We start from the raw sequence: 24967 nt of genomic DNA, 5'->3' as shown, positions 1-24967 counted from the left end.
CTAACAGAAGAGACAGGGCTTTCCAATTCTCAAAAGGGTGATGAAAAAGAAGAGTTTTCCTTGTAGAATACGAAAACCAAATCATCTCTCAAGGAAAACTCTGCATGGACTATACCACATTGACGCTTTCAACACGAGCGAAACATCCCCCAGAAATGGTTCTCGCAGCTTCGCTGTACCACACCTTGCAAGCCCTCTCAGACAAGAGACGCAAACAAGGAAAACGCTACGAATTGGCTCTGGTCCTTTCTCTGATTGTGCTCGCCAAGCTCGCAGGGCAACAGACACTCAGTGGAGCCACCGATTGGATTCGTCATCATGGCGTGCCTTTGGCACAGCGCTTTGGACTTCGTCGCCAGCAAATGCCATGCCAGATGACCTATTGCAATGTCCTGGCGATGGTAGACAGCAAGCATCTCGACGAGCTTCTTTCGGCATTTTTCATCCGTTGGGAAGCTCAGGCTCGATGTGGGGAGCAATCCAGTCGCCTCCTCATTCCAAGCCTACAGACCAATCACGCTCATGTCGCTGTTGATGGCAAAGCTCTACGGGCGACGAGCAACGAGGTCCATCCGGTTCACCAACTCAGTTGCTATGAAGTGGCGACTGGCATCGTGCTTTGGCATTGCAATGTGCAGGAGAAGGAAAATGAGATCAGTGCCCTCAAGCCCTTGTTGGCGCCATCATGGGTCAGTGGACGCATTTTGACCCTCGACGCTCTGCATACGCAACGCGACCTCTGTGCGCAGATCCATCGCTTGAGAGGAGACTATCTCCTCATTGCCAAGGACAATCAGCCCACCCTCCAAGAGGATATTGCTGATTTGTTTGAGGACGCTTTCCCTGATCGGCGGCGCTGGAAGCAGGCAGAGACCTGGGACAAAGGACATGGACGATTGGAACATCGCCAGCTTCTCTCTAGCCCTGATCTCAACGATTGGTTTCGCAAGGACTGGGAAGGCATCGAGCAAGTCTTTCGCCTCGAACGAACGACGCGCATCCTGAAAACGGGAAAGCTTCGCCACGAAGTGGTCTATGGGCTCAGCAGTCTCTCGATGAGCAAGGCTCCTCCCCAACGCATGCTCCAACTCGCCAGAGACCACTGGGCCATCGAAAATCGGCTGCATCATCGGCGAGATGTCACTTTGGGGGAAGATCGCTGTCAAACCCGTACAGGATCCGTTCCCAGTTTGCTTGCTCAGCTCAATAGCGCCGTATTGAGTCTGATGGATCGCCTTGGCGTTCGCAATGTTGCTCGCCAGATGCGCTACTTGAACGCCCATGTTGATCAGGCTCTTGATCTTATCCTCCTTGGTCAATGTTCTGTTTATTAGAATTGGAAAGCCCTGACAGAAGAGACCTGGGACGTGCACAAAATGGGATTCTGTGCTACACTAGCGGACGAAGCAGGCATAAGAGTGACACCGGAAAAGCGGTATCGCCCAGGAGAGAGGCAAAAGAGGGTATGAGCAAGCACACGCCAGAAGATGAGGCATGGCTTATTGCTCGCAGTAAGCGCGGCGACCTTGAGGCATTTAATCAGTTGGTTGAACGTTACCAGCAGCTAATGTATGCCTCTGTCCTACGCGTGCTCGGCAATGCTGATGCCGCGGCCGATGTGACGCAGGATGCCTTTTTCTCCGCCTTTCGCCATATTCAATCCTTCAAAGGCGGCTCCTCCTTTCGGGCCTGGCTCCTGCGCATCGGCTCCAACCTGGCCTGCGACTACTGGCGCTATAAGCAGCGCCATCCTGCCGCCTCATTGGATGAGCTTACCGATGATGACGAACCCCATACTCAGGAGGCACTTGGCGCCCTGGTTGATACCCATCTCAGCGATAATCCCGAGGCGCGACTGCTCAACCAGGAGCTTCAGGAGCTGATTCAAACGGGCCTGCAACAGCTGCCACTTGATCAGCGAGTCGCAGTCGTCCTCTGCGATATCGAGGGCTTCTCGTATGAGGAGGTGGCCTCAAGCACTCAGTCAACGCTAGGAACGGTCCGGTCCCGCATCTCGCGTGGACGTACGAAGCTCCGCCAGTATCTCTCACAACACCGGGAACTTTTACCCCGCGATTACCGTCTAACCAGTTGAATGGATCTCTACCAATAGACACAGCTTATGTTTGAGGAGACGGAGTAGACGCTTGGCATACGACGAACAACACCTGACATCAGAAGAATTCTCAGCGTACCTGGATGGGGAGCTTACCTCCTCCGAACAGGAACGCCTGACGAGCCATTTGAGTTCCTGTACCATATGTGAACAGGAACTCGATGAGCTGCGTCGTACCATCGCGCTCCTCCAGGCCCTCCCACGCCCAGCCCTACCCAGGTCTTTTACCCTTGCGCGCAATGCTAGCAGCCTCCCCGATACGCTACCACTGTATGCAACTGCCCAGGCCGATGACATATTTCTCGAAACGCAAGATGACAAAAGGGAGAGTGTCTCATATACGCCAACGCGCCCACGTGCTCGCTGGTCGCTCTATACGCGAAGTGGGCTGGGTACCCTGAGCGCTCTCGCCGCAGTCATCGGTCTCTTCCTCCTGGGCTCTAGCCTGCTTGCGATGCTGCCAACCTCCAGCGGGGCATCCTATTCTAATGTAAGCCGTTCCAGCGGCTCCAGCGCACAATCAAATACTAAAACAGAGCAGCCAGGAAGTACGATGCCTCGCACTACGGAAGCCTCGCCCCAGGTTAATACACCTCAAATCACAACAAAGTCTCCCACGACAACTCCTGTTCCCAGTCCAACCTCAAGCTGGCCAGTAGTATTCTTCTTCGATCTGAATACGGTACTGGGACGTGTGGGACTGGGTCTGTTGTTCCTCCTGGTAGGAGGAATAGGCCTGTTTGCTTTGAGAGTTCCCCTGCGCCTCTAATCCAATCCGGTGCTGCCATGGGCCTTCTTCCCACCCTATGTAGAGCTTCTATGCGTTGCGCGTAAGCGTGGTTTTTTGTATAGTCTATACAGAGCAATGATACTTTCAATTAAGCCAATCAGACACAGGTTGTAAATATGAACACCGTACTTCTATTTGCCTCTCCCATCATCAATGTCCTGGTGACGGGGATTTTCGCGGACATGATTACGCGCCAGTACCTACGCCGGAGGCGCGTCTATCAACTCTACTGGTCTATCGCGTTGCTGATGGCCTTCGCGGCAACTATCGCCTATGTGGTGATGATGCTGGCCCAACCAACCAGTAGCCTGGGCATCCTCTGCTTCCGCATCTACTATACTCTCGGGGCGGCCCTTATGCCCTCCTGGCTGGGCCTGGGCAGTATCGCCCTCTTGGGCAAACCCATGTTGACACGCTCCTGCCTGATGTTTCTCTCGTTCCTGAGCGTGATCGCTACGGCCTTTACCTTCGATGGATCTATCGATATGCAGAAATTGAGCCAGATCGCAGGCACACCCGGTACAGGCATCCTGCATCCTGGCCCCTGGCTGGTCACCACGATTCTGCTCAACACGCTGGGAGTCGTCGCCATTGCTGGAGTAGCCCTCTATTCTGGCCTGAAGCTCGTGCGCAAGCAGAGCCAGGTTGGTGGCCTGCAATCGCTGAATCTGCTCTGGGCCAACGTCCTGATCATGGCTGGAGCCTTGATCGATGCCGCCGCCGGTACCCTGGCGCGTGTCCTGGGTCTACAGAGCACCTTCTGGATCATTATGGCTCTTGGCTGGATCGTCTTCTTCGCGGGCGTCCTGCTGACCGGGCGGCGCTCCAAGAAGAGCCAGGCAGCCGCTCCCCCTGCAGACACATCCCCGCAGTCCCAGCCTGTAGCACCATGAGGCTAATGCTGCTAAAGCACGCATCTACATATAATGGTACGAGGAGAACACACATCACGCCAAAAATAAGGGAGGACGGGTTAAGTTACTTATAAGTAACCTTACCCGCCCTCCCCCGATCCCAAGCACAAGGAAAAGCGCTATATAGTGACACCATCAACCTGTAAGGGCCGATGAGGTGTTGTCAAAGTTGTTTGCCTACTTGGTCTGCGCCTGCAACTCACCCAGGGCCACATTAATGGTCAACTGCTGGTTGCCACGATAGACCTTGACGGCTACCTTGTCGCCCACGTTCTTGCTCAGAAGAGCATCTGAGAGCGAAGATGAATCGGTAACGTTCTTGTTATCTACCTGTACGATGACGTCATTCACCTGTAAGCCAGCCTTGGCTGCTGCTCCATCCTGCGTCACCTCGACGATCATCACACCCTGCTGCACTGCGAGGCCGTTGCGCTGCGCCATACTGGCATCGACAGCAACCACGGTTACATTGAGGGCCGCGCGACCCGTATGCGTCACTTTCCCACCATTGATCAACTGTGTGGCGATAAACTTCACCCGGTTGGACGGGATGGCATAGCCAACACCATTGGCAGGCGTGTTGAACTCTGAGTTAATGGCGACCAGGGTTGGAATGCCAATGACATTGCCCTGCAAGTCGACCAGGGCACCACCGCTGTTACCAGGGTTGATTGGCGCATCCGTCTGAATCGTATTCGGAATCGTCGCACCATTACCCTCCGAGACATTGCGCCCCAGCGCGCTCACGATACCATGAGTTACCGTCTGCGAGTTCCCCAGCGGATTGCCAACCGCGAGCACTTCCTGACCCACCTTGAGTGAGGATGAATCGCCCAGGTTGGCAGTCGCCAGGTTGGCGGGCGGATTAATCTTGACCACCGCCAGGTCATCCGTGGCATCCGTACCAACCAGGGTCGCGCTCAACTGATTGCCATCGAAGAGCTTGACGGTCAGGCTCTGAGCGTTCTCGACCACGTGATTGTTCGTTACAATGTATCCACGCTTATCGATCACGACACCCGAACCAAGGCTGGAGCCGGTCGAGATCTGTACGACCGCGGGCTGAATATTTGTCACCACCGCTTCGCGTACAGTTTGAATATTGTTATCGCTCAGTGCAGGGATGGTTACCTGCGAGTGTGAACTGCTATCTGTTTGGAGGCCAGCTTGTGACGAGCTGGGTACACTTACACCACCACGCCCAAATTGCCAGCCCGCGAAGAGGCCCGTACCAAAGACGAGCAGGAGTACTACTGCCAATAGGGCTATAGATGCCGTACTGGGTCCCCTGCGCACCGGCGGCTGTGCAACGGGCGGAGGTACCGACCCATTGGGTGCTGAGGAGGCATAGGTACCAGCCTGCGTCTGTTGAGCCCAGGAAGCGGGCTGCCCTGCCTGTGGCAGTGGCTGCACCTTCTCATGCTCATCTAAGGTCTCCTGCGAACCAGAATACTGTTCGGCATCCTGCGTAGATGGTGAATACATATCAATTTTTGTATAATCTGTACCATTTGTCGTATCATTTACCACATCATTCGCGGAATCATTTTCGTTGAGCATCTAGTATCCTCCTGACACGATGCATATAAGAAAGCGGTGTTCACGACCTGGTGTTCATGCTTTATAGATAACGATAAGGACCAAAGCAAGTCAACTTCTACTTGCTTGTTCATACTATACAAGGGTATTTTTAGAAATCTTTATAGGTTTTGTAAAAATTTTGTATAGTTTCAAATATTGAGAGGGGTTGCCCATAACTGCTGTTAATGAGATAATGGGACGAAACCGAGCAGAGAAGAGCAGCGTATAAATGGAAGAAAATACACCAAAGGTGAATACATTCAATCAGCCCGAGCAGCAACCTACGCATAAATATCCAGGCGAGAACAAGCTTACACCTGACCAGTTACGCCAGCAGGCTCAGGAGCAATTGCAAGCCCAGAACTGGTCGCAGGCCATTCTCTACTTCAGTGAGCTAAGCAAGCAGAATGAGGAGGATAAAGAGGCGCTTATCGGCCTGGCAACGGCGCTCGATGCCATGGGCGACTATGAAGCTCTCCTGGAGACGGCCAGGCGTATGCTTGAGGCCGCGCTCAATTCAGCGCAAGGCCTGGCCTTCAAGGCGCGTGCCTTACAGAAGCTGGAGCGCATCTCTGAAGCCACCATCGCCAACGACCAGGCACTCCTGCTCGATACGAACCTCCCGCTCGCCTGGCTGAATCGAAGCGGATTACAACTGCTGCAACAGCGCTTCCCCGAGGCATTGCGGAGCGCCCAACGAGCGGTCACGCTCGCTCCTGATGATGCACGAGCCTGGGCCAATCAGGGCATTGCTCTGCTCAACTTTAATCGCCTTAACGAAGCCCTCGAAAACTTCAGTAAAGCCCTTGAGCTGGACCCACAGAATCTCTTTGTGCTGCAAATGAAGGGCGAGATCCTCTGCCGCCTGGGCCGTATGCAAGAGGTTATAGCAGTGACGCGCGAGGCGCTTCTCATGCACCCTGGTCATACGCCCTCACTCATCCAGGCCGTACAGGCCTTGCGCTCGCTTGAGATGTACGATGCCCTCAAAGAGGTGGCCCGCGAACTAATAGCCCAGGTACCTGATAATCTCTTTGCCTGGGAGAACTATATGCGTGCCTGGCGTGGCCTGGGCCTCTATGAAGAGGCCGACGAGACGCTCGATCAACTACTCCAGCTTGACCCCGATAGCGTTCGCTTCTGGACGCTCAAGGCCGATACGCTCTTCAGGCTCGAGCGCTACCGCGAGGCCGCCCGCTGCTCCGAGCATGCGCTTCGCCTGGATATGGAGTATGCGCCCGCGCTCCGCCTACGCGAAAAAGCCTTAAAGCAGATGTATCAGAAGCGCGAGAAGGCAGTCTTGCACACGGTAAACCCTCAAGCATAAACATAATATAAAGATAATGCGTGTGGGGTAGGCAAAGCCTACCCCACACGCATTATCTTTATATTATACTAGTTCTTCCAGGGTGGGCAGAACAATATCGTCGCGGTGCGAGGTCAACGATGACCGCAGGCGCTCCGACACCACCAGGCGAATACGGCGCTGGTGCTGCTCATAACGCGCCAGGTCATCGGGCTGGAGCCCGGTCACCTCAACCCAGCTCATAAAGGGTTTCATGCCCACAGGCGGATGCTCAAACACGATATTGAGATCCATCTCCCACTTCTCCGGTCGCGGAATGTCAAAGAGCAGCTCATGCTCGGCAATCTCGGTATCCAGAACCTGCGAGAGACGCTCGCCTAGCTGGCACTCCACCCGCCGTCTGCGTTCCGCGTCCCAGAACAACGCGTCCAAGCGGTTAAAGAAGCGACCGGCCATGCGACTGATCTCCAGCACGACTTTATGTGGCTGGCGATTGGTCAGGCTCTCAGCCAGGGCGCGTGTGCTCTGCGGCATTGGCTCGCTGCGCAGCAGGGTCATCAGCGAGTAGTCATCCAGACCCACCAGTTGGTCCGCCTTCAATTGTCCGCTTTGGAGCGCATCCTGGACCGCGCGCACCAGCATCACCTGAAAGGCGCGGCTGGTATGATGCCAGTAGATGTTGTCAAACATCTCCTGGCGCGCATGGAGGAGAGAATGCAGGGGACTGACACCCTTATGCGTAACGACGATGCTACGCTTCCCATCTACCTTATGCACCAGCAACGACCCCAACAGACGCGAGACATCCACGCCTCCATAGGGGACGTTACAGCCACGCGCATCCCGTGGCAGATAGTCCAGTTTATCGACATCCAGGGGGCCACTCAAGAGGTGGCTGAGCAGTTCATCATCGGGATGGCGCTGCCGGTTTTTGGGGGGATCAATGAAATCGGCTACGCGCTCAGGCGAGAGATGATAGTCGCGCTCCAGCACATCCGCGATAGAACTCTTCTCAATTACCGTGCGCCCGATACGCTCGTGCAACAGAATCGGGGAACCTAGCTCCTCAATCGTGTGCGAGTAGGGATAGTGACCAATATCATGCAGCAGAGACGCCACGACAAGCGCCTGGATGCTGCTGACCGCGACTCCATCCAAGCCACCACGCTCGCCACGCTGGAGCAGCGCTCGTAAGGCCCGCACAGTCAAGTGATAGCAACCAAGACTATGCTCATAGCGTGTATGCGTCGCCCCCGGCCAGATACGATAGACAAAGCCAAGCTGCTTCACCTGCTGCAAACGGAGAAACTCAGGGGTTCCAATCAGCTTAATCTCGCGTGGCCCCAGGGGGATCAATTCATACAGGCTATCACGCACTGTGCTAACCGGCTGCATATCAGGCAACAGCGGCAGGTCCTCATTATCAATCCAGTGATGGCGCATATGCGGTTGAATCACGCTCGTATCCACTGGTTGTGTTCTCTCCATCTTAGTACTCTGCTCTCTATCATTCACCTCAAAGTGAGGAGTATGTTCCATTTCAGCAAATTGTTCTTCTTGCATATTCGTACCCACCAGTATCGCCCTATCTTTCTACCATCTAGTTCCAAACAAAAAAGCCTATACATATTTTATGATGCCAGGACATCCCCATACCAGGGGTATGATACCCCTGCTCTTATTCTTCTTCTCTGCCGACAAAGAGAGTATGGAAGTTGGCCGACGCTGCTAAAGCACTCCGTAGCGTCGCCCACACGGTACTTTTTTTGCTTAACATTGCAAGGTCGCTTCATACTTCCTATAATAAGCACAAGAGCACTATGCACCTGGAATACTCCTTAGCACCCAGGCCAGAGCATAGAGGATAGCAGATCCCATACAACAGATATGAGCAGTTTCTCTATCAACTACTAGAATGAGATAATTTATCTAAAAGCTATGCAACAACCTCTTTCACCCACACCTATCAAAATGATCGCAATCGATATTGATGGTACGCTCCTCGACCCACACAAACACATCACGCCGCGTACACGCGCCGCGATAGAGCAGGCACGCGAGGAAGGCATTATTGTGACGCTAGCTACGGCCCGGCGCTACGTCAACACTGGCTATATCGCCTCCGAACTGGGCATAGATCTCCCGATCATTATGTATGACGGCGCCCTGATCCTTGAGCATCCTGGTGGACGCATCTTCCATACGCAAAAGTTGCAGGCCGAGATCGCGAACCAGGCCCTGGAGATCCTGGTTCGGCACAAGGTCCAGCCTATCATTCACCACTACCATGAGGAGCAAGAGGAGTCCTGGACTGGCCCAGAGGAGTTTGATACGACCTGGATCGCGCCCTACCTCAAAGTCGCGCAAGGTCTCCGGCGTCTGCATTATCAGCACTGCTGTCTCGGCCAGCCTGACCCCCTACGCGTCGTCGCCTTTACATCGGAGGAGATTATTCAGCGTATGCTTCCTGAGATCTCAGCCCTTGAGTGCGCCTGGAATACAACTCCCCTGGGCAGTTATCGCACAGCCGAGCTATCCATCATGCATCAACATTGCTCCAAGGCCAGCGGTGTCCAGGCGTTGGCGAGCTATCTAGCTATTCCACTCAACCAGGTTATGGCCATAGGAGATGGGAATAACGATATCGAGATGCTGCAAAGCGTGGGCTGGGGAGTCGCGATGGGGCAGGCACGCGCGAAGGTACGCGAGGCGGCGAAGGCGATCACCGCCAGCAACGCCGAGGATGGCGTTGCTGAAGCAATCGAACGTTATGCTCTTGGCAGCGACTTGCAGGCCACTTCAAATTCGCGTAAGCGCGCGATCTGACGACCATTGGGCGCGGCCTGCCAGCGCTGGCGCTGCACCAGTTCAAGCGCCTCCGAGGCATGCATGCCTCCATATACCAGCGCGGAACAGGTTAGCAATACGCTGCGCCCTACTCCATGCTCACAGTGGATCAGGACCCGTCCATCCTTTTGCAGTTGCGCATTGACCCAGCGCGATCCCTCTAGCAACTGCTCCACGCTCAGCGGCCAGGTGTCAGGCGCGGGCAGATACAAAAGCTCAATTCCCTGTGCACGCATGGCTTCCGCATCATCACAATACTCTGCACGCGTATCGACGACATGAGTTACCCCAACCTTCGCCAGTGCCGCAATATCTTCGGGGCGTACGCGACCACCAACCGCGAGATGACTGTTCACCCAGCTCATATTGAGCTTATCGGGCAGCGGAACGCGCAAAGCATGGGCGATGCGCTCCCCCAGCGAATCCTCCGGGCAGAGGTGCACGGCGATACGCGTCCAGTAGCGATAGAGGAGGCGCGCGACGCCACTGGTGCCCCAACGCCAAAATGAAAATTTGACCGTCCGAGATGGAGAGGAGGCTTGCTGCTGCTCTAGTTCAGCCTGCTCAACCGCGGCAAAGGCCTTGATATTTTTATCTTCAGGTCTCTCACCAGGAGGTAGAGCGACCTGATTTGATTGTGATTGCGTCACTGGTGCGTTTTCCTTCCCATTTACAAGGTATATTTTGCGTGACCTCTCGCGCCTGCGGCGCTCGCCTGGGTAGGAGGATGTGTGCATCGTGGCGGCCGCAAGCCGCCACGATGCACACATCCTCCTACCCAGAAAGAACATACACGCCAGGTTAACTAGGCCGTCACAAGCGGCGCGGGCTCTTGCGCCCCAGCTTCCGCCTTCTGGTCGTTCTTCAGTACGCGTTGCAGAGCAGCAATCGAGCATTCAATCATTGCATCATCCGGCTCGCGCGTTGTCAAGCTCTGCAAGGCCAGGCCAGGGGCAAGCAACCAGCGTACCAGGCGCAAACGATAGTTAGCCGCGCCCAGGCGCATCAATTCGTACGCGATGGATGCCACAATCGGCACAAGTACAATACGCGATAGAAGTTTAATCGGCAGCGAGGGCGTCACCACCAGGGCAAAGACGAAGATCGAGAGGACCGCGACAATCAGCAAGAAGCCGGTCCCACAACGCGTATGCACACGCGTGGCAGCGCGCACATGCGCGACATCCAGCGGGTCGCCGTGTTCCATAGCGTTAATTGCCTTGTGCTCGGCTCCGTGATAGCCAAAAACGCGCTGAATATCAGGCACGCGACCGATCAGAAGGAGATAGCCAATCAAGAGTGCCAGGCGTAGGACCCCCTCCAGGATAAGGCTTAGCCAGCCTGTGCCAATCCAGTGCCCCAGGAGATTCGTTACCACCAGCGGACCCACAAAAAAGATTGCCACCGCGATAGTCATGGAGATAACCAGCGAGAAGGTCATCGATCCACTCATCTTCGTTGGATCTTCATTGGCAGGGGCCTGCTCTGCCTTCGCGGTTGCCTGATTATCGGACTCAGTGCCAGGCTCTTCGGAGGCAACATTGGCCGAAAGCGTCATAATGCGTGAACCGAGGACCAGGGTCTCCCAGAGCAGCAATATGCCACGCACAAAGGGCAAGCTAAAAAACTTACTACGAAGGCGCTCTGGCAGCGGCTCCTCATACACATAGATACTTTGATCAGCCTTGCGCATCGCGACCGCGAAAGACGTCTTTCCCCGCATCATGACCCCTTCAATCACCGCCTGCCCACCATAATAAAACCTGGCCATAACGATCTCCTTTAATAGGGCGCACATCTCATAGAGCGTGTTATATATAAAGATTGATACAAAGAGTGATATAAAGGGTCATCAGTCTTCATGCCAACCAATGACGCCTCTGCTGGTTACTATCGACGTATCCTTCTGAAGCGTTTAACCGCACGCTCGTTCGGAGAGGTATCCAGCGTTGTGCTGTTCTCTGAGATGTCACGCGTACGCGCGAAACGACGCATTACTGGATTGCGTAGTAGCGTCTTGCTTATCACCGGGCGACGCACGCGCACCCCCTGGCGTCGAATGCGGATCGAGGAACGCAGGCGACCAGAGAGACGCTGTTGCTGCCGCTGCCACTGCCGCGACTGCCAGATGCTTCCGGTCTCGGGCGTGGGAAGGTAGCTCAAAATGCATTGCGCGATATCGAAGGAGGCGCGCGCACGGCTGATGTTGCGCGCATTCGCCAGGCGCCTCTGCAAGATCTCGGAACCAGGTTTAATGAGTTTGCGCAACTCGTTCACCAGTGTGCGTGGGTCCAGCGCGAGTACCCCCAGATCATTATGGAGCACGAACTCAACATTGCCCTCTTCCTGCCCAGGTACATAGCCACTGAGGATGATTGGCAGATCACAGGAGAGCGCCTCACAGATCGTGCCGGGACCCGCCTTAGTTACGATAATATCGGCGGCTCGCATCAACTCCGGCATATTATGCACAAAACCAAAGATCTTCGCCGGGACATGGAAGTTTGAACGCGTGCGCTGGAGATGCGCGTAGAGACGACGGTTACGTCCGGTCACCACCATCAGTTGTACGGGGAGACGCGCCTGTGAAATAGCCTTGACGGCAGCTTGCAAGCCGCCTGCGCCATCACCACCACCAACCAGCAGAACCGTCGGCAGATCGTTCTGGAGATTAAAGCGCTTGCGTAACGCCTCTTTCTCCTCGGTGGGCAAGGTAAATTTGGGGTCAATGGGCATGCCAAGCATATGCAAGCGCTTAGGGTCCAATCCGCGCTGCAAGTAGAGCCGCTTTGCCTCCTCGGTGGGCACAATATAGGCATCGGCCCCTTCGGCAAACCAGGTATAGTGGATCGTTACCAGGTCGGTGACCACGGTCAAGAAGGGAATTTTCAGGCCCAACTCCTGTAAGGCATGCACCGTTACATGATTGAGCAGTGGGTGAATAGAAACGATGATATCTGGCTGGACGCTGGTAATCAAGCGCATGAGTCCATTGAGGATCAGAGGCGTAGCCAGCGTTTGAACGGCCTTGACCGTTCCCTCCTGGTTGCTTAAATGAAAGACATCGCCAAAGAGTTTAGGATTATAGCGAATGGTTGGGCCATAGAGCTTGACGGCCTCACGTAGCGGGAAGCGGCTATACTCTTCAAAGACATCTACGATCTCAACGCGGTAGTTTGTCGGTTCGGGTAAGGAGTTCGTAGCCTTGCTGGTAGCGCCTGTCGTTTCTGAATCAGTGTGCTGGTTTACCTGTTGCGCCTGCCAGGCTTCCTGCTCTTGCTGCGAAATAAGTTTGATCGCATTATGAATGGCATTGGCAGCACTACGATGCCCGGCTCCAGTATCCGCGATCAGGAACAATATGGTGCGTTGCTTCACCAGGTAACTCACCCCCTAAAATCGGTGCATCCATCTTACTTCTGATCCGAAAACCCTGAGCGCGGAGCGCTAGGCACGTAAGTGACGTTGGGTTTCGGAATAAGATCTTACTGGATGCATCAACCATCTCACAGACTGCAAAAAAGGGATAAAGGACCTCCAGGAGGTCTCCTTTATCCCTTTTCCATAAGCAAAAGGCCTATTCTTCTTCTTCCAAGCTAAAGCGCTTGCGGAAGCGCTCCACACGGCCAGCGGTGTCTAGAATACGCTGCTGACCAGTGAAGAACGGGTGGCACTTTGAGCACACGTCAACTTTGAGGACGGGCTTAACGCTCAAGGTCTTGAAAGTGCTGCCACAGGCACAGCTCACTGTGGCTTCAATAACGTTTGGATGGATTCCTTGTTTCATCTACCAAATCGGCCTTGTGGAGACTCCTGGCTGCTCGCCATGTGAGGGAACAAAGCCGCTCCTTTCTTTTCCCTTTCCCCTTACGGGGAGCCATTTTTCATAAGAGGAACGACTAAACCCCTTCGCTCAAGTTGAGCTTCCGCTTTCACGGATAAGTTTTTTTGCGTAGGAGAAGATTATACTTGTCTGATCTCTACGTGTGAGAAGATTGTACATGTCTGGTCTCGCCACGTCAAGATGCATGGCACTGATCAGCCACAATAATAACCTATCCCTCTCCCTATAGAGAACAGAATAGGAGCATGCAGTATTCCCTGCGTTTATGTGCGTCCAGAGGGGCCAAACTTTTGGTACTGGTCCTCTCCCATACGCTTTTTCGCTCATATTCTACCATAGATAACACTTTTTGGCACTCCTCTATGCCCTCACATCACCACACCCTTACCCCGAGCGTCGCAGGCGCGAAGATGAGTTTTGCTCAGAGTGGGGATGTGATACACTTACAGCGGACGAAAATGTCACCCCCACTAACACAAACTGAGGTTATATCAGACTGCCATGATTGAACGCTATACACTGCCAGAGATGGCTGCTATCTGGTCCGATAAGAATAAGACCGACAAATGGCTCCAGGTTGAACTGCTCGCCTGTGAAGGCTGGGCTAAAGATGGAGTCATTCCCGCTGAAGATATCGCCAAGATTCGCAATGCGCGCTATAACGCGGAGCGGATGAAGGAGATCGAACGCGAGACCCATCACGATGTGATCTCGTTCCTGCGCTCAATTCAGGAGCAACTGGGACCCGAGGGCCGCTTTATCCACCTGGGCATGACCTCCTCCGATGTGCTGGATACTGGCCTGGCGGCCCAGATGAAAGATGCCGGCGAACTCCTGAGCGCCTCCCTGGCCAAACTGGTTGAGGTCGTCGGCGAGGCGGCAAAGAAATATAAGTATACCCTGATGGCTGGACGCTCGCACGGTATCCATGCCGAACCCCTCACCTTTGGTCTGAAACTGGCCCTCTGGTACGATGAACTCAAACGACACCAGCAGCGCCTGGCGGCCGCGATTGAGCAGGTCTCGGTCGGCAAGATCTCGGGAGCAGTTGGCACGCATGCCACAATTCCACCACACATCGAGGAATTTGTCTGCGAGCAGATGGGCCTGGGCGTGGCTCCCATCTCTAACCAGGTGGTCCAACGCGACCGCCACGCGCACTTTATTACCGCCCTGGCACAGGTTGGCGGCTCGCTTGAGAAGATGGCGCAGGAGATTCGCCACTTGCAGCGTACCGAGCTTAGCGAGGCCTTCGAGCCCTTTGGCTCTGGTCAGCAGGGCTCTTCCGCCATGCCCCATAAGCGCAATCCCGAGCTCTGTGAGCGCATCTGTGGCCTGGCTCGCCTGTTGCGTGGCTACGCCGTGACGGCGATGGAGAATGTGGCCCTCTGGCATGAGCGCGACATCAGCCACTCCTCGACGGAGCGAGTGATCATTCCAGATTCCTGCACCATCCTCCACTATATGCTGCATATCTTCACCAATGTCATCGATGGCCTGCAGGTTGACGAAGAGCGCATGCTGGCCAACCTGGGCATGACGGGTGGCCTCGTCTTCTCGCAGCGCATCCTGCTAGCCCTCATCGATAAGGGTGTTGGCCGCCAGGAAGCCTACAAGATGGTCCAGCGCAACGCCAAGAAGGTCTGGGCGATGGCTAGCACAGGTCCCATCCAGGGTCCGGCCCTTCTCAATGCCCTGAGCAGCGATAGCGAGGTTACCCAGTACCTCTCCCGCCCCGAGCTAGAGGAGTTGACCAATACCGACTTCTACACCAAGCATGTCGATACCTCCTTCAAACGCGTAGGTCTGGCATAAATGCCAATATAGTATAGACGTGTGGCGCGTGGGCTTCGCCCACGCGCCACACGTCTATTTACTACTTCTATCCTGGCAGCATGCTATATAATAGTGATTGGTCATCTTGTCCCGCCGGGGCAATTTAAATAAATAGAGGTTACACGTTGTTTGTTAAGTAAACTTTTGCCAATCTCCACACCACCATCAACTGGCGTAAAAACACAGATGCGTCATTCACTTTGGGGGCTACTCTGGCTAGCTATCGCCACAGAGCTTTTGTATCTCTTTCTCCTCGCGATCTCGCCCCTGCCAGCCCTGCATCTGAGTCCAACTCCACTTTCAACCAGCTATCCCTGGCTGGTTCAACCCTTTCAATGGCTCACTTCAGGTCTGCCAGCCCTGAAGCTCCAGTTTGTGGAACTACCCGCTTTGCTTTTTGGCGCGACGCTGCTACTCCTCAATGTGCTCTATGTTCTGGCACTACGCCGTCTACGTGCTCATGTAGATATAGATACTAAGAGTTCACGCTGGCTGCTATTGCCGCTTGGGAGCGCTCTGCTCTTTGGCCTGACATTATTACTCCTCCCACGGCTCTTCTCAGATAATGTCTTTACCTATATCTTCGCCGGGCGGACGCTAGCCACCTATCATCTCGATCCCTTTCGGACCACACCCGCCCAGATCCCTTCCGATCCCTCGTACCCCTGGATTCTCTCCAGCCGCCATGAGGCAAGCACCTATGCCCCTCTCTGGCTTTATCTCTCGGCCCTCATCACTCAGTTAAGCGCCTCGCTGGCGTTTCTCTTATTGCTCTTTAAAGGCCTGGCCCTACTCACGCATCTGCTTAATATCCTGCTCGTCTGGAGCATTCTCGGGCGGCTTGCGCCCTCGCGCCGCCTGGTAGGTACATTGCTCTATGCCTGGAATCCCCTGGCCCTGATTGAGCTAGCCGGGAACGGCCATAACGAGGGACTCTGTATGTTCCTCCTCCTGCTGGGTACCTGGTGTCTGCTACGTGCAAGGCAACCACGCTATGCCGCTGGCGCGCTCCTCTGCTTTGGCCTGGCGGTCAGCACAAATCTGATCGCGCTCCTGGTGCTTCCACTCTATGCCTGGTTTAGCGTGGACCATATCCGCAACCCCTGGCAGGTAGCGCTCGCCTTTACCTGGCGCCTTCTGGCCATGCTGCTACCAACGCTACTCCTCTTCCTGCCGCTCTGGAATGGAGCTAATACCTTCTTCGCCTTGACCTCAGCCATCGATATGGCTCACTTTGTACATTCACCGGCAGGCTTCCTGGCCCTGCCCTTACGCGCCCTCTTCACCTGGTTTGCGCAGCTCTCGCACATGCCATCCTATCTCAATCCCGTGGCCTCGGCGGACCTGACGGTACGCGCCTCAGCCACCTTTGTGTTTGTGCTGATCTATATGCGTCAGTTTGGCGAGATCCGCGACGCACGCGTCGCTGTCAGGCAACCATTTCCTGAGCAATTCACGCGTAAAATTGGCCCGGAAGGGCAACTGGCAAGCATCGATACACTAGTAAATGGATGGACGATTACCATTTTCTGGTATTTAATCCTGGTTTCTGGCTGGTTCTGGCCCTGGTATGTTTTGTGGCTCTTCTGGGCTGTCGTACTACGTCGTCTCGATCTCTTCTCGATCACCATACTTATGCTGATGGCGGCCGCGTTACTCGTCTACGCGTTCACCGCTTTTAGTTAAGATCCTGTCGAGATCCTATTGCTACTTATCAGACTGCCATAATTTTTGGCCTTCCACTCGTCTATCTCTTGATAGCCAGAATCCGGGGTCGCCACGCTCTTAAGTAAGCTTCCTATTAGAAAACCTGAGCGCGAAGCGTTAGCCGCAAGAGCGGCGTTGGTTTTCGCATAAGAAGGAAGTGGCTCGCTTGAGGAAGCCAGCCATGCAGAAAGGACCGCAGATCGCATGACCGATGAAGTAAAACAGCGCAAGATTGAGCATGTCAACATCGCCCTGGAGCGGGATGTCTCCGCGCCCCAGCAGGCAAACTGGAGCGACATCCGCCTGGTACACCAGGCCTTGCCAGAAGTAGATCTAGATGCCGTCGATACCTCGGTCGAGTTTCTCGGACAACGGTTGCGCTATCCTCTCTTCATTTCATCGCTTACCGGTGGGCATCCCGATGTGCTCACGATCAACCGCAACCTGGCACGCGCCGCTGAAGAGTACGGTCTGGCCCTGGGTGTGGGCAGCCAGCGCGCCGCTATCGTCAATCCCGAGGTCTCTGACAGCTTCGCAGTGACACGTGAGCAGGCTCCCCACGCCTTCTTGATTGCCAATATTGGCGCCCCCCAACTGATCGCGCAGGAGCGCCACGCACCCTTTACCATTGAACAGGTGCAGCGTGCCACGGCAATGATTGGCGCTAACGCGCTCGCGATCCATATGAATAGCTTGCAGGAGGCGGCACAGCCCGAGGGCGACCGGCGCGCCTTTGGCGAGGTTGAGGCCCTGCGCAAGCTTATTCCACAATTAGAGCTGCCCGTCATCGCTAAAGAGACGGGCGCGGGCGTCAACCGTGAGCAGGCCCTCATCCTGCGTTCCTGCGGCGTTTCGGCTATTGATGTTGGGGGCGCGGGCGGGAGCAGTATGTCGGCCCTGGAGGCCTTCCGCTCACAGTCACGAGGTGATGAGCAAACCATGCGTATCGGGGCACTCTATCGCGATTGGGGCATTCCAACCCCCATCGCGGTCGTCGAATGTGGTATCGCCCGTCTGCCACTGATCTCTACTGGTGGCGTGCGCAATGGCCTGGATGCGGCGCGAGCCCTCTCGCTCGGCGCGTCCCTGGTGGGCATGGGATTTCCATTCTTGAAAGCGGCCAGTCAGGGCTATGAGGCGGTCTGCGAACTCCTGCAAGGCTTCATCGCCGAACTCAAAGTGGCGATGCAGTTAAGCGGGGCCGCCAGTATAAAGCAATTACATGAGGCGGACGTGGTCGTAATGGGAGAGACACGCGTCTGGCTCCAGCAACGCGGCTTCGAGGACGAACTTAAAGGCTTGGCCCAGCGCCGCTGGAAACGCCTGCGCCCAGGAGAATAACTAAATCAGGATAGTGGGTATGGTATGAGTTGGTAGCCTTTGGCTGCCAACTCATACCATACCCACTATCCTGATTATAAACCTGCTTTTTGTAACTCTTCTGGCGTATTCACATTCACAAAGGAGCGCAAACCGGGATCAACGCGCCGCAGTTGCGCCTCCTCTAAATAATGCACACGCGCTTTCTCCAGCAATGAACGCGGATCACGCCGTCCCGCCCTGAGGCGCTCTTCAATGAGCGGGAGCAGTGCACGTGGATACACAGCCAGCAATACCTGTGGGATCTGCTCAACACGCGGGACTACTATAGCCTCATCAAGCCTCTGAGCAAGCAAGTAGTCGAGCATAGCCGGTTGTACAAACGGCATATCGACTGCAGCGACCAGGGCATGGGTGGCCTCTATTGCCTGCAGGCCGCTATAGAGTCCCATCAAGGGACCTATATCCGCCTCGACATCGGCGACAATGCGTACGCCAGGTAGCGCATAACGCCTACCCTGCTCCTCATCACGCGCCACCAGGATCACCTCCGAACAGCGCGTACGCAGGAGAGCGGCCAAGTGTGCGACAAAGGTCTGCTGCTCAGCCTCGACAGGGAATTGGCCTGGTGACTCACCCACATGCAGTGGGAGCAGCGCTTTATCGCGCCCCATGCGGCGACTTCGTCCCCCTACGAGCAGAATGCCCGCTGTTGTTCTCATCTTTGTGAATGTGCTCTCTTCAAAGGCTTAGCGCGAGGCCGCCTTGCGCTTATTTCCTCGGGGCATATACTGCTGGCGTGATTTGTATGCATCATAGCCTGCACGCTCCTGCGGATAGCGCTTCACCAGGTGGAACACCCAGACGCCAGCCCAGACCAGCAGACTCAACAGCCAGAGGTAGCGCCAGAAACGCCAGGCAAAGAAGTAACCATCGAGGTAGACACGCGCGAAGACCAGGGGTAGCCCGATAAAACAAATGACCGCGAACCAGCCCAGGTAGTTGTCCAGCATACGCTTCGCCAGGGGCTTGCTCTTCACAAAACGCTTGCGGCCCTCTACTGAGTAGTAAAAAGTGATTAAAAGACCCGCAATACAGAAGATAAGCCAGGGCCAGAGAAAATGAAACGGCTCGGTCCCGGGAAGTCCACCATTGGACCCGGCGGTAACGGGATCCTCGAATAACCAGCGGAACAGGTTGGTTTGCATGAAAAGTTAACTCCTTTATCGTGTATCCACGCCATGCGATGAACTTTATGATAGCATGGATGCCTGTAAGAGTCTAGAGGGCAACCAGGTAGCCCAAACACCCTCCTACCAGCCTTCTTCGCCCCTGCTTGCCTATCCTTTTAGCAAACCAATTGAAGCCCTCCCAACGCCAGCATATGCCAAACCTGTTGTCGCGGTTATGCCTCTTTCGCTCTCCTTTATTGAGGTAAACCGATCAGCTACGCGTAATGGCTATCACCTGGGCCGATCCACACCTCTTGCGTCTCGTGCCAGCGCCACTTAAAGCTCTGCATATCGAGGGGCGAGCGGGATTTTCCCTTAGGGAGCAGGCGTGGCCACCCCGCGGCGATCCGTTCCAGGGTCTCAGGCCAGCTTCGAATGCCGCTCGACGCATCAGGTGCCTCGACGCTACAGGCCCCTACGGCACAGGCCGCCGCCAGGGTCGACACGGGCTGCATCCCGCGCAGTAATCCCAGCAGGAAACCCGCGATGGTTGCGTCCCCTGCCCCCCTGGAGCTTACAAGCTGCGTTTCAAAGCAGGGTGCCCATAGCTCGCGCTCAGACCAATTGATCAGGCTGGTTGGTTGGGCGCGTCCCAGGTCCTCCAGCACCTCTGCATTCGCGGTACGCAGGTATAAACCCCTGTGCCCACATTTAATACCAACAATTTTCGCGCCAAGTTCCAGCAAGGTATCGCTCAATTGTGAGATCACATCAGGCTTGATTTTATCGAGCATACTCCCTTTACCAGATTTCGAGGAGAGCTTGTCAAAGAGAGGGCGATCCAACATAAAAAGAAGATCTTCAATACCAGGCAGAAACACATCTACATATGGCAGGGTACGCATCAGAATTTCGCGCCAGTTCACCTGGCCCGCAGGCGTGCTGGGATCAGGCACACACATATCGAGCGAGGTTGTCACGCCCGAGGCTTTGACGCGCTGGAAAACCTGCGCCAGTTCCGCGCCGTTATCCTCATACATCCGCGCCATCATCGACGGATAGCCAAAGTGGAAGAGCGCGATCTTTGAAAGTATTTCATAACGGACATCTTCCGCGCCAAAGGTCGTATTGCATCCCGCCGAGTGTAGCACCACAGGTTCCCCCTCGGGAGGACCCAACAGAAGCGAATAGGCGCTCTCCTCGCCCGTCGCAACCACCATACTCTCTACCAGCTTGGGATCATACGAGGACAACAGGCGAAAGATCGCCTGCCCAAAGAGGTCATCGCCCACCTTGCCCATCAAGCCCGTATTGACGCCGAGTTTATGTAAAGCCAGGCCAGTATGCGCGATCTGACCACCAGCTGCAAGGCCCGCTTTTCCTACCTCAACAAGTCGACCGGGAGTCAATGCCCCCACACCCTCAGACAGAGCTGGTGTAATATCCAGGCAAATATGACCTGCGACAATGATTTCGACATCAAGCGCTAGCTGGGTACTGCTCAGTGGAAATGTCCTGGCTCTCAAGCGCTCTTCCTGATCATCTTGCTGCTCTTCATCGTACATAAACATCTATCCTTCCAGGGATTCAACTACGTTGCGGCTGCTTGGAAATCACCATTACATTTAAACACGTACAACCTTCCATATGCGCTACCAGTTAGCTTCCCTTTAGTGTGCCTTCACCGACTGCTTAATCGGCATTGGCATTGACATTGGCATTGACATTGGCATTATATAAAGGGATAAATTATAGTGGACATTCTTATATTTTTCAGAAGGAGCTGCTCTATGCGAAGAATTGTGATCCTGGTAGAGGCGGCCTTTACGCTGCACAGAGCCAAGACAGCGACTGGCATCATTCGGTATAGCAAGGACAAAGTGGTCGCCGTGATTGATAGCACTCACGCGGGCAAGAATGTGGCCCAGGCCCTTAATATCGCCCTGGGCGAGGACATCCCCATGGTGCGTGATATCAACGAGGCCCTCCAATATGAGCCAGATGCGCTGATGATCGGCATTGCCCCAGTGGGGGGCACGCTACCTCCAAGCTGGCGCTGGCAGCTTACCACAGCCATAGAGCATGGCCTGGACATCATCAGCGGCCTGCATACCTTTATTTCCGACGACGAGGAGTTGCGCACGGCGGCAGAACAGAAGGGCGTCACGATCTGGGATGTACGCCGTCCCCAGGGACAACCTCGCGTGGCCAAATTCGCCCCTCACCGCCCTGGCAGCCACACGGTCTTGATGGTTGGCTCCGACTGCTCCGCGGGCAAAATGACGGTGGCCCTGGAACTCGAACGCGTCGCGGCCCAGCGCGGCCTCAATGGATCCTTCCTGGCGACAGGTCAGACCGGTATTATGATCTCCAACAATGGCCTCCCCATTGACCACCTCATCAGCGATTTTGTGGCGGGCATGGTGGAGGAACAGGTACTCCAATTGGCCGAGGAGCATGACTGGGTCTTCGTCGAGGGACAGGGTGCGCTTAATCATCCCGGTTATTCTCCCGTAACTCTGGGACTGATCCACGGCTCCGCGCCCGATGCCATGATCTTCTGCCACCTGGCGGGCGCAAAAACCATTGATGGCTATGAGAATTGCCCGCTCCCATCGCTGCAACGCCTGATTTCCATCAATGAAGATGCCATCGACTGGATTCGCCAGGACGGCAAATGCAAAGTCGTGGGCCTGGCACTGGTGACGGTTGGGATGAACGACGAGGAGGCACAAGCCGCCATCAAAGCCGCCGAGGAAGAGACTGGCCTTCCCACTACCGACGTCATCCGCTTCGGCGCCGAGAAACTGATGGACGCGCTCCAGCAGCACTTCTCCGCTCACTAAACAGGGGCTATTGAGATAAAAAAGGCCTGGCTGACATGTGCTTCGCACATGCCAGCCAGGCCTTTTTTATCTCAATTAATTTTCTAATACTTCGTCTATCAGGCCGTACTCTACGGCCTGGTGCGCCGTCATATAGTTGTCGCGATCCGAATCCTGGGCGATGCGCTCGACGGACTGGCCAGTATGCTTAGCCAGCAGTTCGTTGAGTTCGCTACGCGTGCGAATAATTTCACGCGCCTCGATCTCGATGTCGGAGGCCTGGCCCGCGATCTCGCCCGAGATCAATGGCTGGTGAATCAGAATGGTCGAGTTGGGGAGAGAGAAGCGCTTTCCCTTCGCGCCTCCCGCGAGCAGGACTGAACCCATGCTCATGGCCATACCCACGCAGACTGTCGAGACATCCGGCTTGATATACTGCATGGTGTCATAGATGGCCAGGCCCGCCGTGACGCTTCCCCCTGGCGAATTGAGATACAGACTGATATCCTGTGAAGAGTCCTCGTGTTCCAGGTAGAGCAGGAGCATGATCGTCTGGTAAGCCACCATATCATCGATAGGCTTGCCGATCAAGATGATACGATCCTTTAACAGCAGGTCTTCAATGCCATAGCTACCCTCGCGCCCCCCGCGATACTCATTGCGAATAGAGGGAATCGAGCGCAAACCCACGCGTTGCACCTCGCGCTGCCACCGGGGATCGTGGGGGTACACAATGCTATCCATGATTTCTACCATATTTGCTGCCTTTCCGCTTACTGCGCCAATTCCTCGCGTGTAATCACTTCGTCGACCAGGCCGTACTCGACTGCTTCCTTCGCCGTCATGTAGCGCCTGCGGTCGGCGTCCTGCATAACCTGGTCGACGCTTTTGCCGGTATGTTCGGCCAGAATCTCGTACAAACTCTGGCGCTGGCGCAGCAGCTCACGGGCGCGAATCTCGATGTCGCTGGCCTGGCCTTTGACTGAACTTAAGGGCTGATGCAAAACGACCTGCGAGTGCGGTAGGATAAAGCGCTTGCCTTTGGTACCCGCGGCGAGCAGCACAGCGGCCACGCCCTGCGCCGCCCCCAGGCAGACCGTCGTGATCTCTGGCTTCAGATAGCGCATCGTATCATAGATGCCCAGGCCATAGTAGAGGTTGCCGTCCAGAGAGCCATGACAGTTTATATACAGGCTAATCTCCTTGGAGGCGTCGTCGCTCTCAAGGTAGAGCAGGACGCCAATCAGGTAGTTAGCGATTTCATCATTGATAAAGGGAGGCACAAAAACAATGCGCTCTCTCAGCAAGCGCGAGGGAACTTCATTGATACGTGCGGATTCTCTGCGATACGAGGCCATATTCTCAATAGAGGGGAATGGCTGCCTTGCTTGCGCGAGGATATCGCCCTCTTCATTGCCGGGAGCTCTCCTGGCTACGTCCATAACGACTCCTTTGCTTCTCTCATACGAACCCGGTTCGTCCTGAGTAGTGCAATCCTGTAAGAGATACTTACATGTTTGATCGTATGATAATTTAAGAATATGCATGTGTCAATATGACTTAAATTGAAGATTGAAAGAGGGAGCGTATGAGCGGGTGGTCGCCCGCTCATACGCTCCCTCTTTCAATCTTCAATACGAAACTTTAGCGGGGCTTGACGCCGAGGCCGGGTCCCTCGGGGAGGACCAGTTTGCCTTGCTCGACGGTGACGCCGGTATAGGGATCGTCGTCAACAAGCAGGTTGCCATCGAGGTCCGCGTAGTCGACCAATGGTGTCAGGTGGGCAGCAGCGGTAATGGCGAGCGAGCTCTCGATCATACAGCCAAGCATAATCTTTAAGTCGTGGGCGCGCGCGACATGGATCATCTTCAGGATCTGGGTGATACCATTGCTCTTCATCAGCTTCAGATTGATGCCGTCGACACACTCGCTCAGGCGAGGAATATCCGTCAGGGCCACGGCGCTCTCGTCCGCGATAATGGGCAGGGGCACATTATCGCGAATCAGCTTGAGGCCTGCCAGATCGTGCGCGGGGACAGGCTGCTCCACAAATTCAATATTGTAGGGCGCAATGGCATTGATATTTTTGATCGCTTCCTTGGGCGTCCAGCCAGCATTCGCATCCACGCGAATGACCGCGGAAGAGACCTCGCGAATGGCCTTGATGATCTCCAGATCCTGCTTAGTACCAACCTTGATCTTCAAAATAGGGTAGTCTTTAGCGAGCAGCGCCTTCTTGGCCATCTCGGTAGGCGTATCGATACCAATGGTAAAGGAGGTATAGGGCGTGCGTGCCGGATCGAGGCCCAGGAGTTTATAGAGCGGCCACCCCAGCTGTTTGCCCACAAGATCATAGAGCGCCATATTCACGGCAGCTTTCGCGGCGGGGTTACGACCAATCACCTTGTCCAGGCGGCTCATAATGTCATCAATCACAAATGGATCGTCGCCCAGGTTGCCCGCGAAGAGCGAGATACAAGCCAGAACGGTCTCGACACTCTCACCATAGTAGCGGCTGGGCGCGGCCTCGCCATACCCAATATGCTCACCATACGTTAGTTGTACCTCCGCGTTCGCGGCGACATGCTGCACTGAGCGCGCGATACGAAAAGGCGTGGTCAACTTAAGATCAATAGGTTTCGCGTCAATATGGATCATAGGTTCCTCTCTCCTCATCTAATCGGTGGGTCTGCTATATTCTAGCAGCCA

At 55.1% G+C, this 24967-nt stretch carries 22 protein-coding genes; 10 read left to right on the top strand and 12 right to left on the bottom strand.

The features are described 5' to 3' along the window. Window positions 1-104: 104 nt before the first annotated feature. The 4 genes from JMJ04_RS13285 to JMJ04_RS13270 all read left to right on the top strand — a co-directional run bounded on the left by JMJ04_RS13285 (window position 105) and on the right by JMJ04_RS13270 (window position 3799). Window positions 105-1334, top strand: coding sequence for an ISAs1 family transposase (locus tag JMJ04_RS13285; protein WP_201370953.1), 1230 nt, complete (start codon window positions 105-107; stop codon window positions 1332-1334). A 131-nt stretch (window positions 1335-1465) separates the two neighbouring features. Then, entirely contained in the window at window positions 1466-2095 is a 630-nt protein-coding gene (locus JMJ04_RS13280) for a sigma-70 family RNA polymerase sigma factor (RefSeq protein ID WP_201370952.1), read from the top strand. 52 nt (window positions 2096-2147) lie between these two features. Beyond that, on the top strand, window positions 2148-2885 hold the full coding sequence (locus JMJ04_RS13275) for an anti-sigma factor family protein (protein ID WP_201370951.1): 738 nt from the start codon (window positions 2148-2150) through the stop codon (window positions 2883-2885). A 137-nt stretch (window positions 2886-3022) separates the two neighbouring features. After that, on the top strand, window positions 3023-3799 hold the full coding sequence (locus JMJ04_RS13270) for a hypothetical protein (RefSeq protein WP_201370950.1): 777 nt from the start codon (window positions 3023-3025) through the stop codon (window positions 3797-3799). Window positions 3800-3997: 198 nt separating this feature from the next. Here the strand turns inward: JMJ04_RS13270 and JMJ04_RS13265 are convergent, their stop codons facing one another. Then, the gene (locus JMJ04_RS13265) at window positions 3998-5380 is read right to left on the bottom strand and encodes a S1C family serine protease (RefSeq protein WP_201370949.1); all 1383 of its coding nucleotides are present in this window, start codon (window positions 5378-5380) and stop codon (window positions 3998-4000) included. A gap of 250 nt (window positions 5381-5630) precedes the next feature. Here JMJ04_RS13265 and JMJ04_RS13260 point away from each other — a divergent pair, with 250 nt between their 5' ends. Next, a complete protein-coding gene (locus JMJ04_RS13260; protein ID WP_201370948.1) occupies window positions 5631-6728 on the top strand; it encodes a tetratricopeptide repeat protein in 1098 nt (365 codons plus the stop codon). Window positions 6729-6791: 63 nt separating this feature from the next. Here JMJ04_RS13260 and JMJ04_RS13255 read toward each other — a convergent pair whose 3' ends face one another. Beyond that, entirely contained in the window at window positions 6792-8195 is a 1404-nt protein-coding gene (locus tag JMJ04_RS13255) for an HD domain-containing protein (RefSeq protein WP_236038016.1), read from the bottom strand. A 450-nt stretch (window positions 8196-8645) separates the two neighbouring features. Between JMJ04_RS13255 and JMJ04_RS13250 the strand changes: the two genes are divergently transcribed. Then, window positions 8646-9533, top strand: coding sequence for an HAD family hydrolase (locus JMJ04_RS13250; RefSeq protein ID WP_201370946.1), 888 nt, complete (start codon window positions 8646-8648; stop codon window positions 9531-9533). Here the strand turns inward: JMJ04_RS13250 and JMJ04_RS13245 are convergent. The 4 genes from JMJ04_RS13245 to rpmE form a co-directional block, all read right to left on the bottom strand. Then, window positions 9476-10204 (bottom strand): protein-tyrosine phosphatase family protein, encoded by a 729-nt coding sequence (locus JMJ04_RS13245; RefSeq protein ID WP_201370945.1) that lies wholly within the window; start codon window positions 10202-10204, stop codon window positions 9476-9478. The genes JMJ04_RS13250 and JMJ04_RS13245 overlap by 58 nt on opposite strands. A 155-nt stretch (window positions 10205-10359) precedes the next feature. Further along, on the bottom strand, window positions 10360-11325 hold the full coding sequence (locus JMJ04_RS13240; protein ID WP_201370944.1) for a DUF1385 domain-containing protein: 966 nt from the start codon (window positions 11323-11325) through the stop codon (window positions 10360-10362). 119 nt (window positions 11326-11444) lie between these two features. Then, window positions 11445-12932 (bottom strand): MGDG synthase family glycosyltransferase, encoded by a 1488-nt coding sequence (locus JMJ04_RS13235; protein ID WP_201370943.1) that lies wholly within the window; start codon window positions 12930-12932, stop codon window positions 11445-11447. A gap of 199 nt (window positions 12933-13131) precedes the next feature. Then, entirely contained in the window at window positions 13132-13341 is a 210-nt protein-coding gene (gene rpmE, locus JMJ04_RS13230; protein ID WP_201370942.1) for a 50S ribosomal protein L31, read from the bottom strand. A gap of 558 nt (window positions 13342-13899) precedes the next feature. Between rpmE and purB the strand changes: the two genes are divergently transcribed. The 3 genes from purB to fni all read left to right on the top strand — a co-directional run bounded on the left by purB (window position 13900) and on the right by fni (window position 18282). Then, window positions 13900-15213, top strand: a complete 1314-nt coding sequence (gene purB / locus JMJ04_RS13225) for an adenylosuccinate lyase (protein ID WP_201370941.1) — start codon at window positions 13900-13902, stop codon at window positions 15211-15213. 207 nt (window positions 15214-15420) lie between these two features. Further along, entirely contained in the window at window positions 15421-16920 is a 1500-nt protein-coding gene (locus JMJ04_RS13220; RefSeq protein ID WP_201370940.1) for an MptA/MptB family glycosyltransferase, read from the top strand. Window positions 16921-17145: 225 nt separating this feature from the next. After that, window positions 17146-18282 (top strand): type 2 isopentenyl-diphosphate Delta-isomerase, encoded by a 1137-nt coding sequence (fni, locus tag JMJ04_RS13215; RefSeq protein ID WP_201370939.1) that lies wholly within the window; start codon window positions 17146-17148, stop codon window positions 18280-18282. A gap of 74 nt (window positions 18283-18356) precedes the next feature. On the opposite strand, the gene JMJ04_RS13210 is transcribed toward fni, so the two are convergent. From JMJ04_RS13210 to JMJ04_RS13200, 3 genes are all read right to left on the bottom strand, one after another. Then, a complete protein-coding gene (locus tag JMJ04_RS13210; RefSeq protein WP_201370938.1) occupies window positions 18357-18983 on the bottom strand; it encodes a molybdenum cofactor guanylyltransferase in 627 nt (208 codons plus the stop codon). A gap of 27 nt (window positions 18984-19010) precedes the next feature. Continuing rightward, entirely contained in the window at window positions 19011-19469 is a 459-nt protein-coding gene (locus JMJ04_RS13205) for a hypothetical protein (RefSeq protein WP_201370937.1), read from the bottom strand. 239 nt (window positions 19470-19708) lie between these two features. Next, window positions 19709-20998, bottom strand: a complete 1290-nt coding sequence (locus tag JMJ04_RS13200) for a carbohydrate kinase family protein (protein WP_201370936.1) — start codon at window positions 20996-20998, stop codon at window positions 19709-19711. A gap of 225 nt (window positions 20999-21223) precedes the next feature. On the opposite strand from JMJ04_RS13200, the gene JMJ04_RS13195 reads away from it, so the two are divergent. Then, complete coding sequence (locus JMJ04_RS13195; protein ID WP_201370935.1) at window positions 21224-22279, top strand: N-acetyltransferase DgcN family protein; 1056 nt, start codon at window positions 21224-21226, stop codon at window positions 22277-22279. A gap of 75 nt (window positions 22280-22354) precedes the next feature. On the opposite strand, the gene JMJ04_RS13190 is transcribed toward JMJ04_RS13195, so the two are convergent. The 3 genes from JMJ04_RS13190 to JMJ04_RS13180 form a co-directional block, all read right to left on the bottom strand. Beyond that, window positions 22355-23002 (bottom strand): ATP-dependent Clp protease proteolytic subunit, encoded by a 648-nt coding sequence (locus tag JMJ04_RS13190; protein WP_236038013.1) that lies wholly within the window; start codon window positions 23000-23002, stop codon window positions 22355-22357. A gap of 29 nt (window positions 23003-23031) precedes the next feature. Further along, a complete protein-coding gene (locus JMJ04_RS13185) occupies window positions 23032-23700 on the bottom strand; it encodes an ATP-dependent Clp protease proteolytic subunit (RefSeq protein ID WP_201370933.1) in 669 nt (222 codons plus the stop codon). Between the two features lie 202 nt (window positions 23701-23902). Continuing rightward, on the bottom strand, window positions 23903-24916 hold the full coding sequence (locus JMJ04_RS13180) for a dipeptide epimerase (RefSeq protein WP_201370932.1): 1014 nt from the start codon (window positions 24914-24916) through the stop codon (window positions 23903-23905). Window positions 24917-24967 lie beyond the last annotated feature (51 nt).

The organism is Ktedonobacter robiniae, from assembly GCF_016587375.1.
GTDB classification, from domain to species: Bacteria; Chloroflexota; Ktedonobacteria; order Ktedonobacterales; family Ktedonobacteraceae; genus Ktedonobacter; species Ktedonobacter robiniae.
The sequence above is the reverse complement of the archived record's forward strand: the minus strand, read 5'-3'. Positions and strand labels throughout refer to the sequence as shown.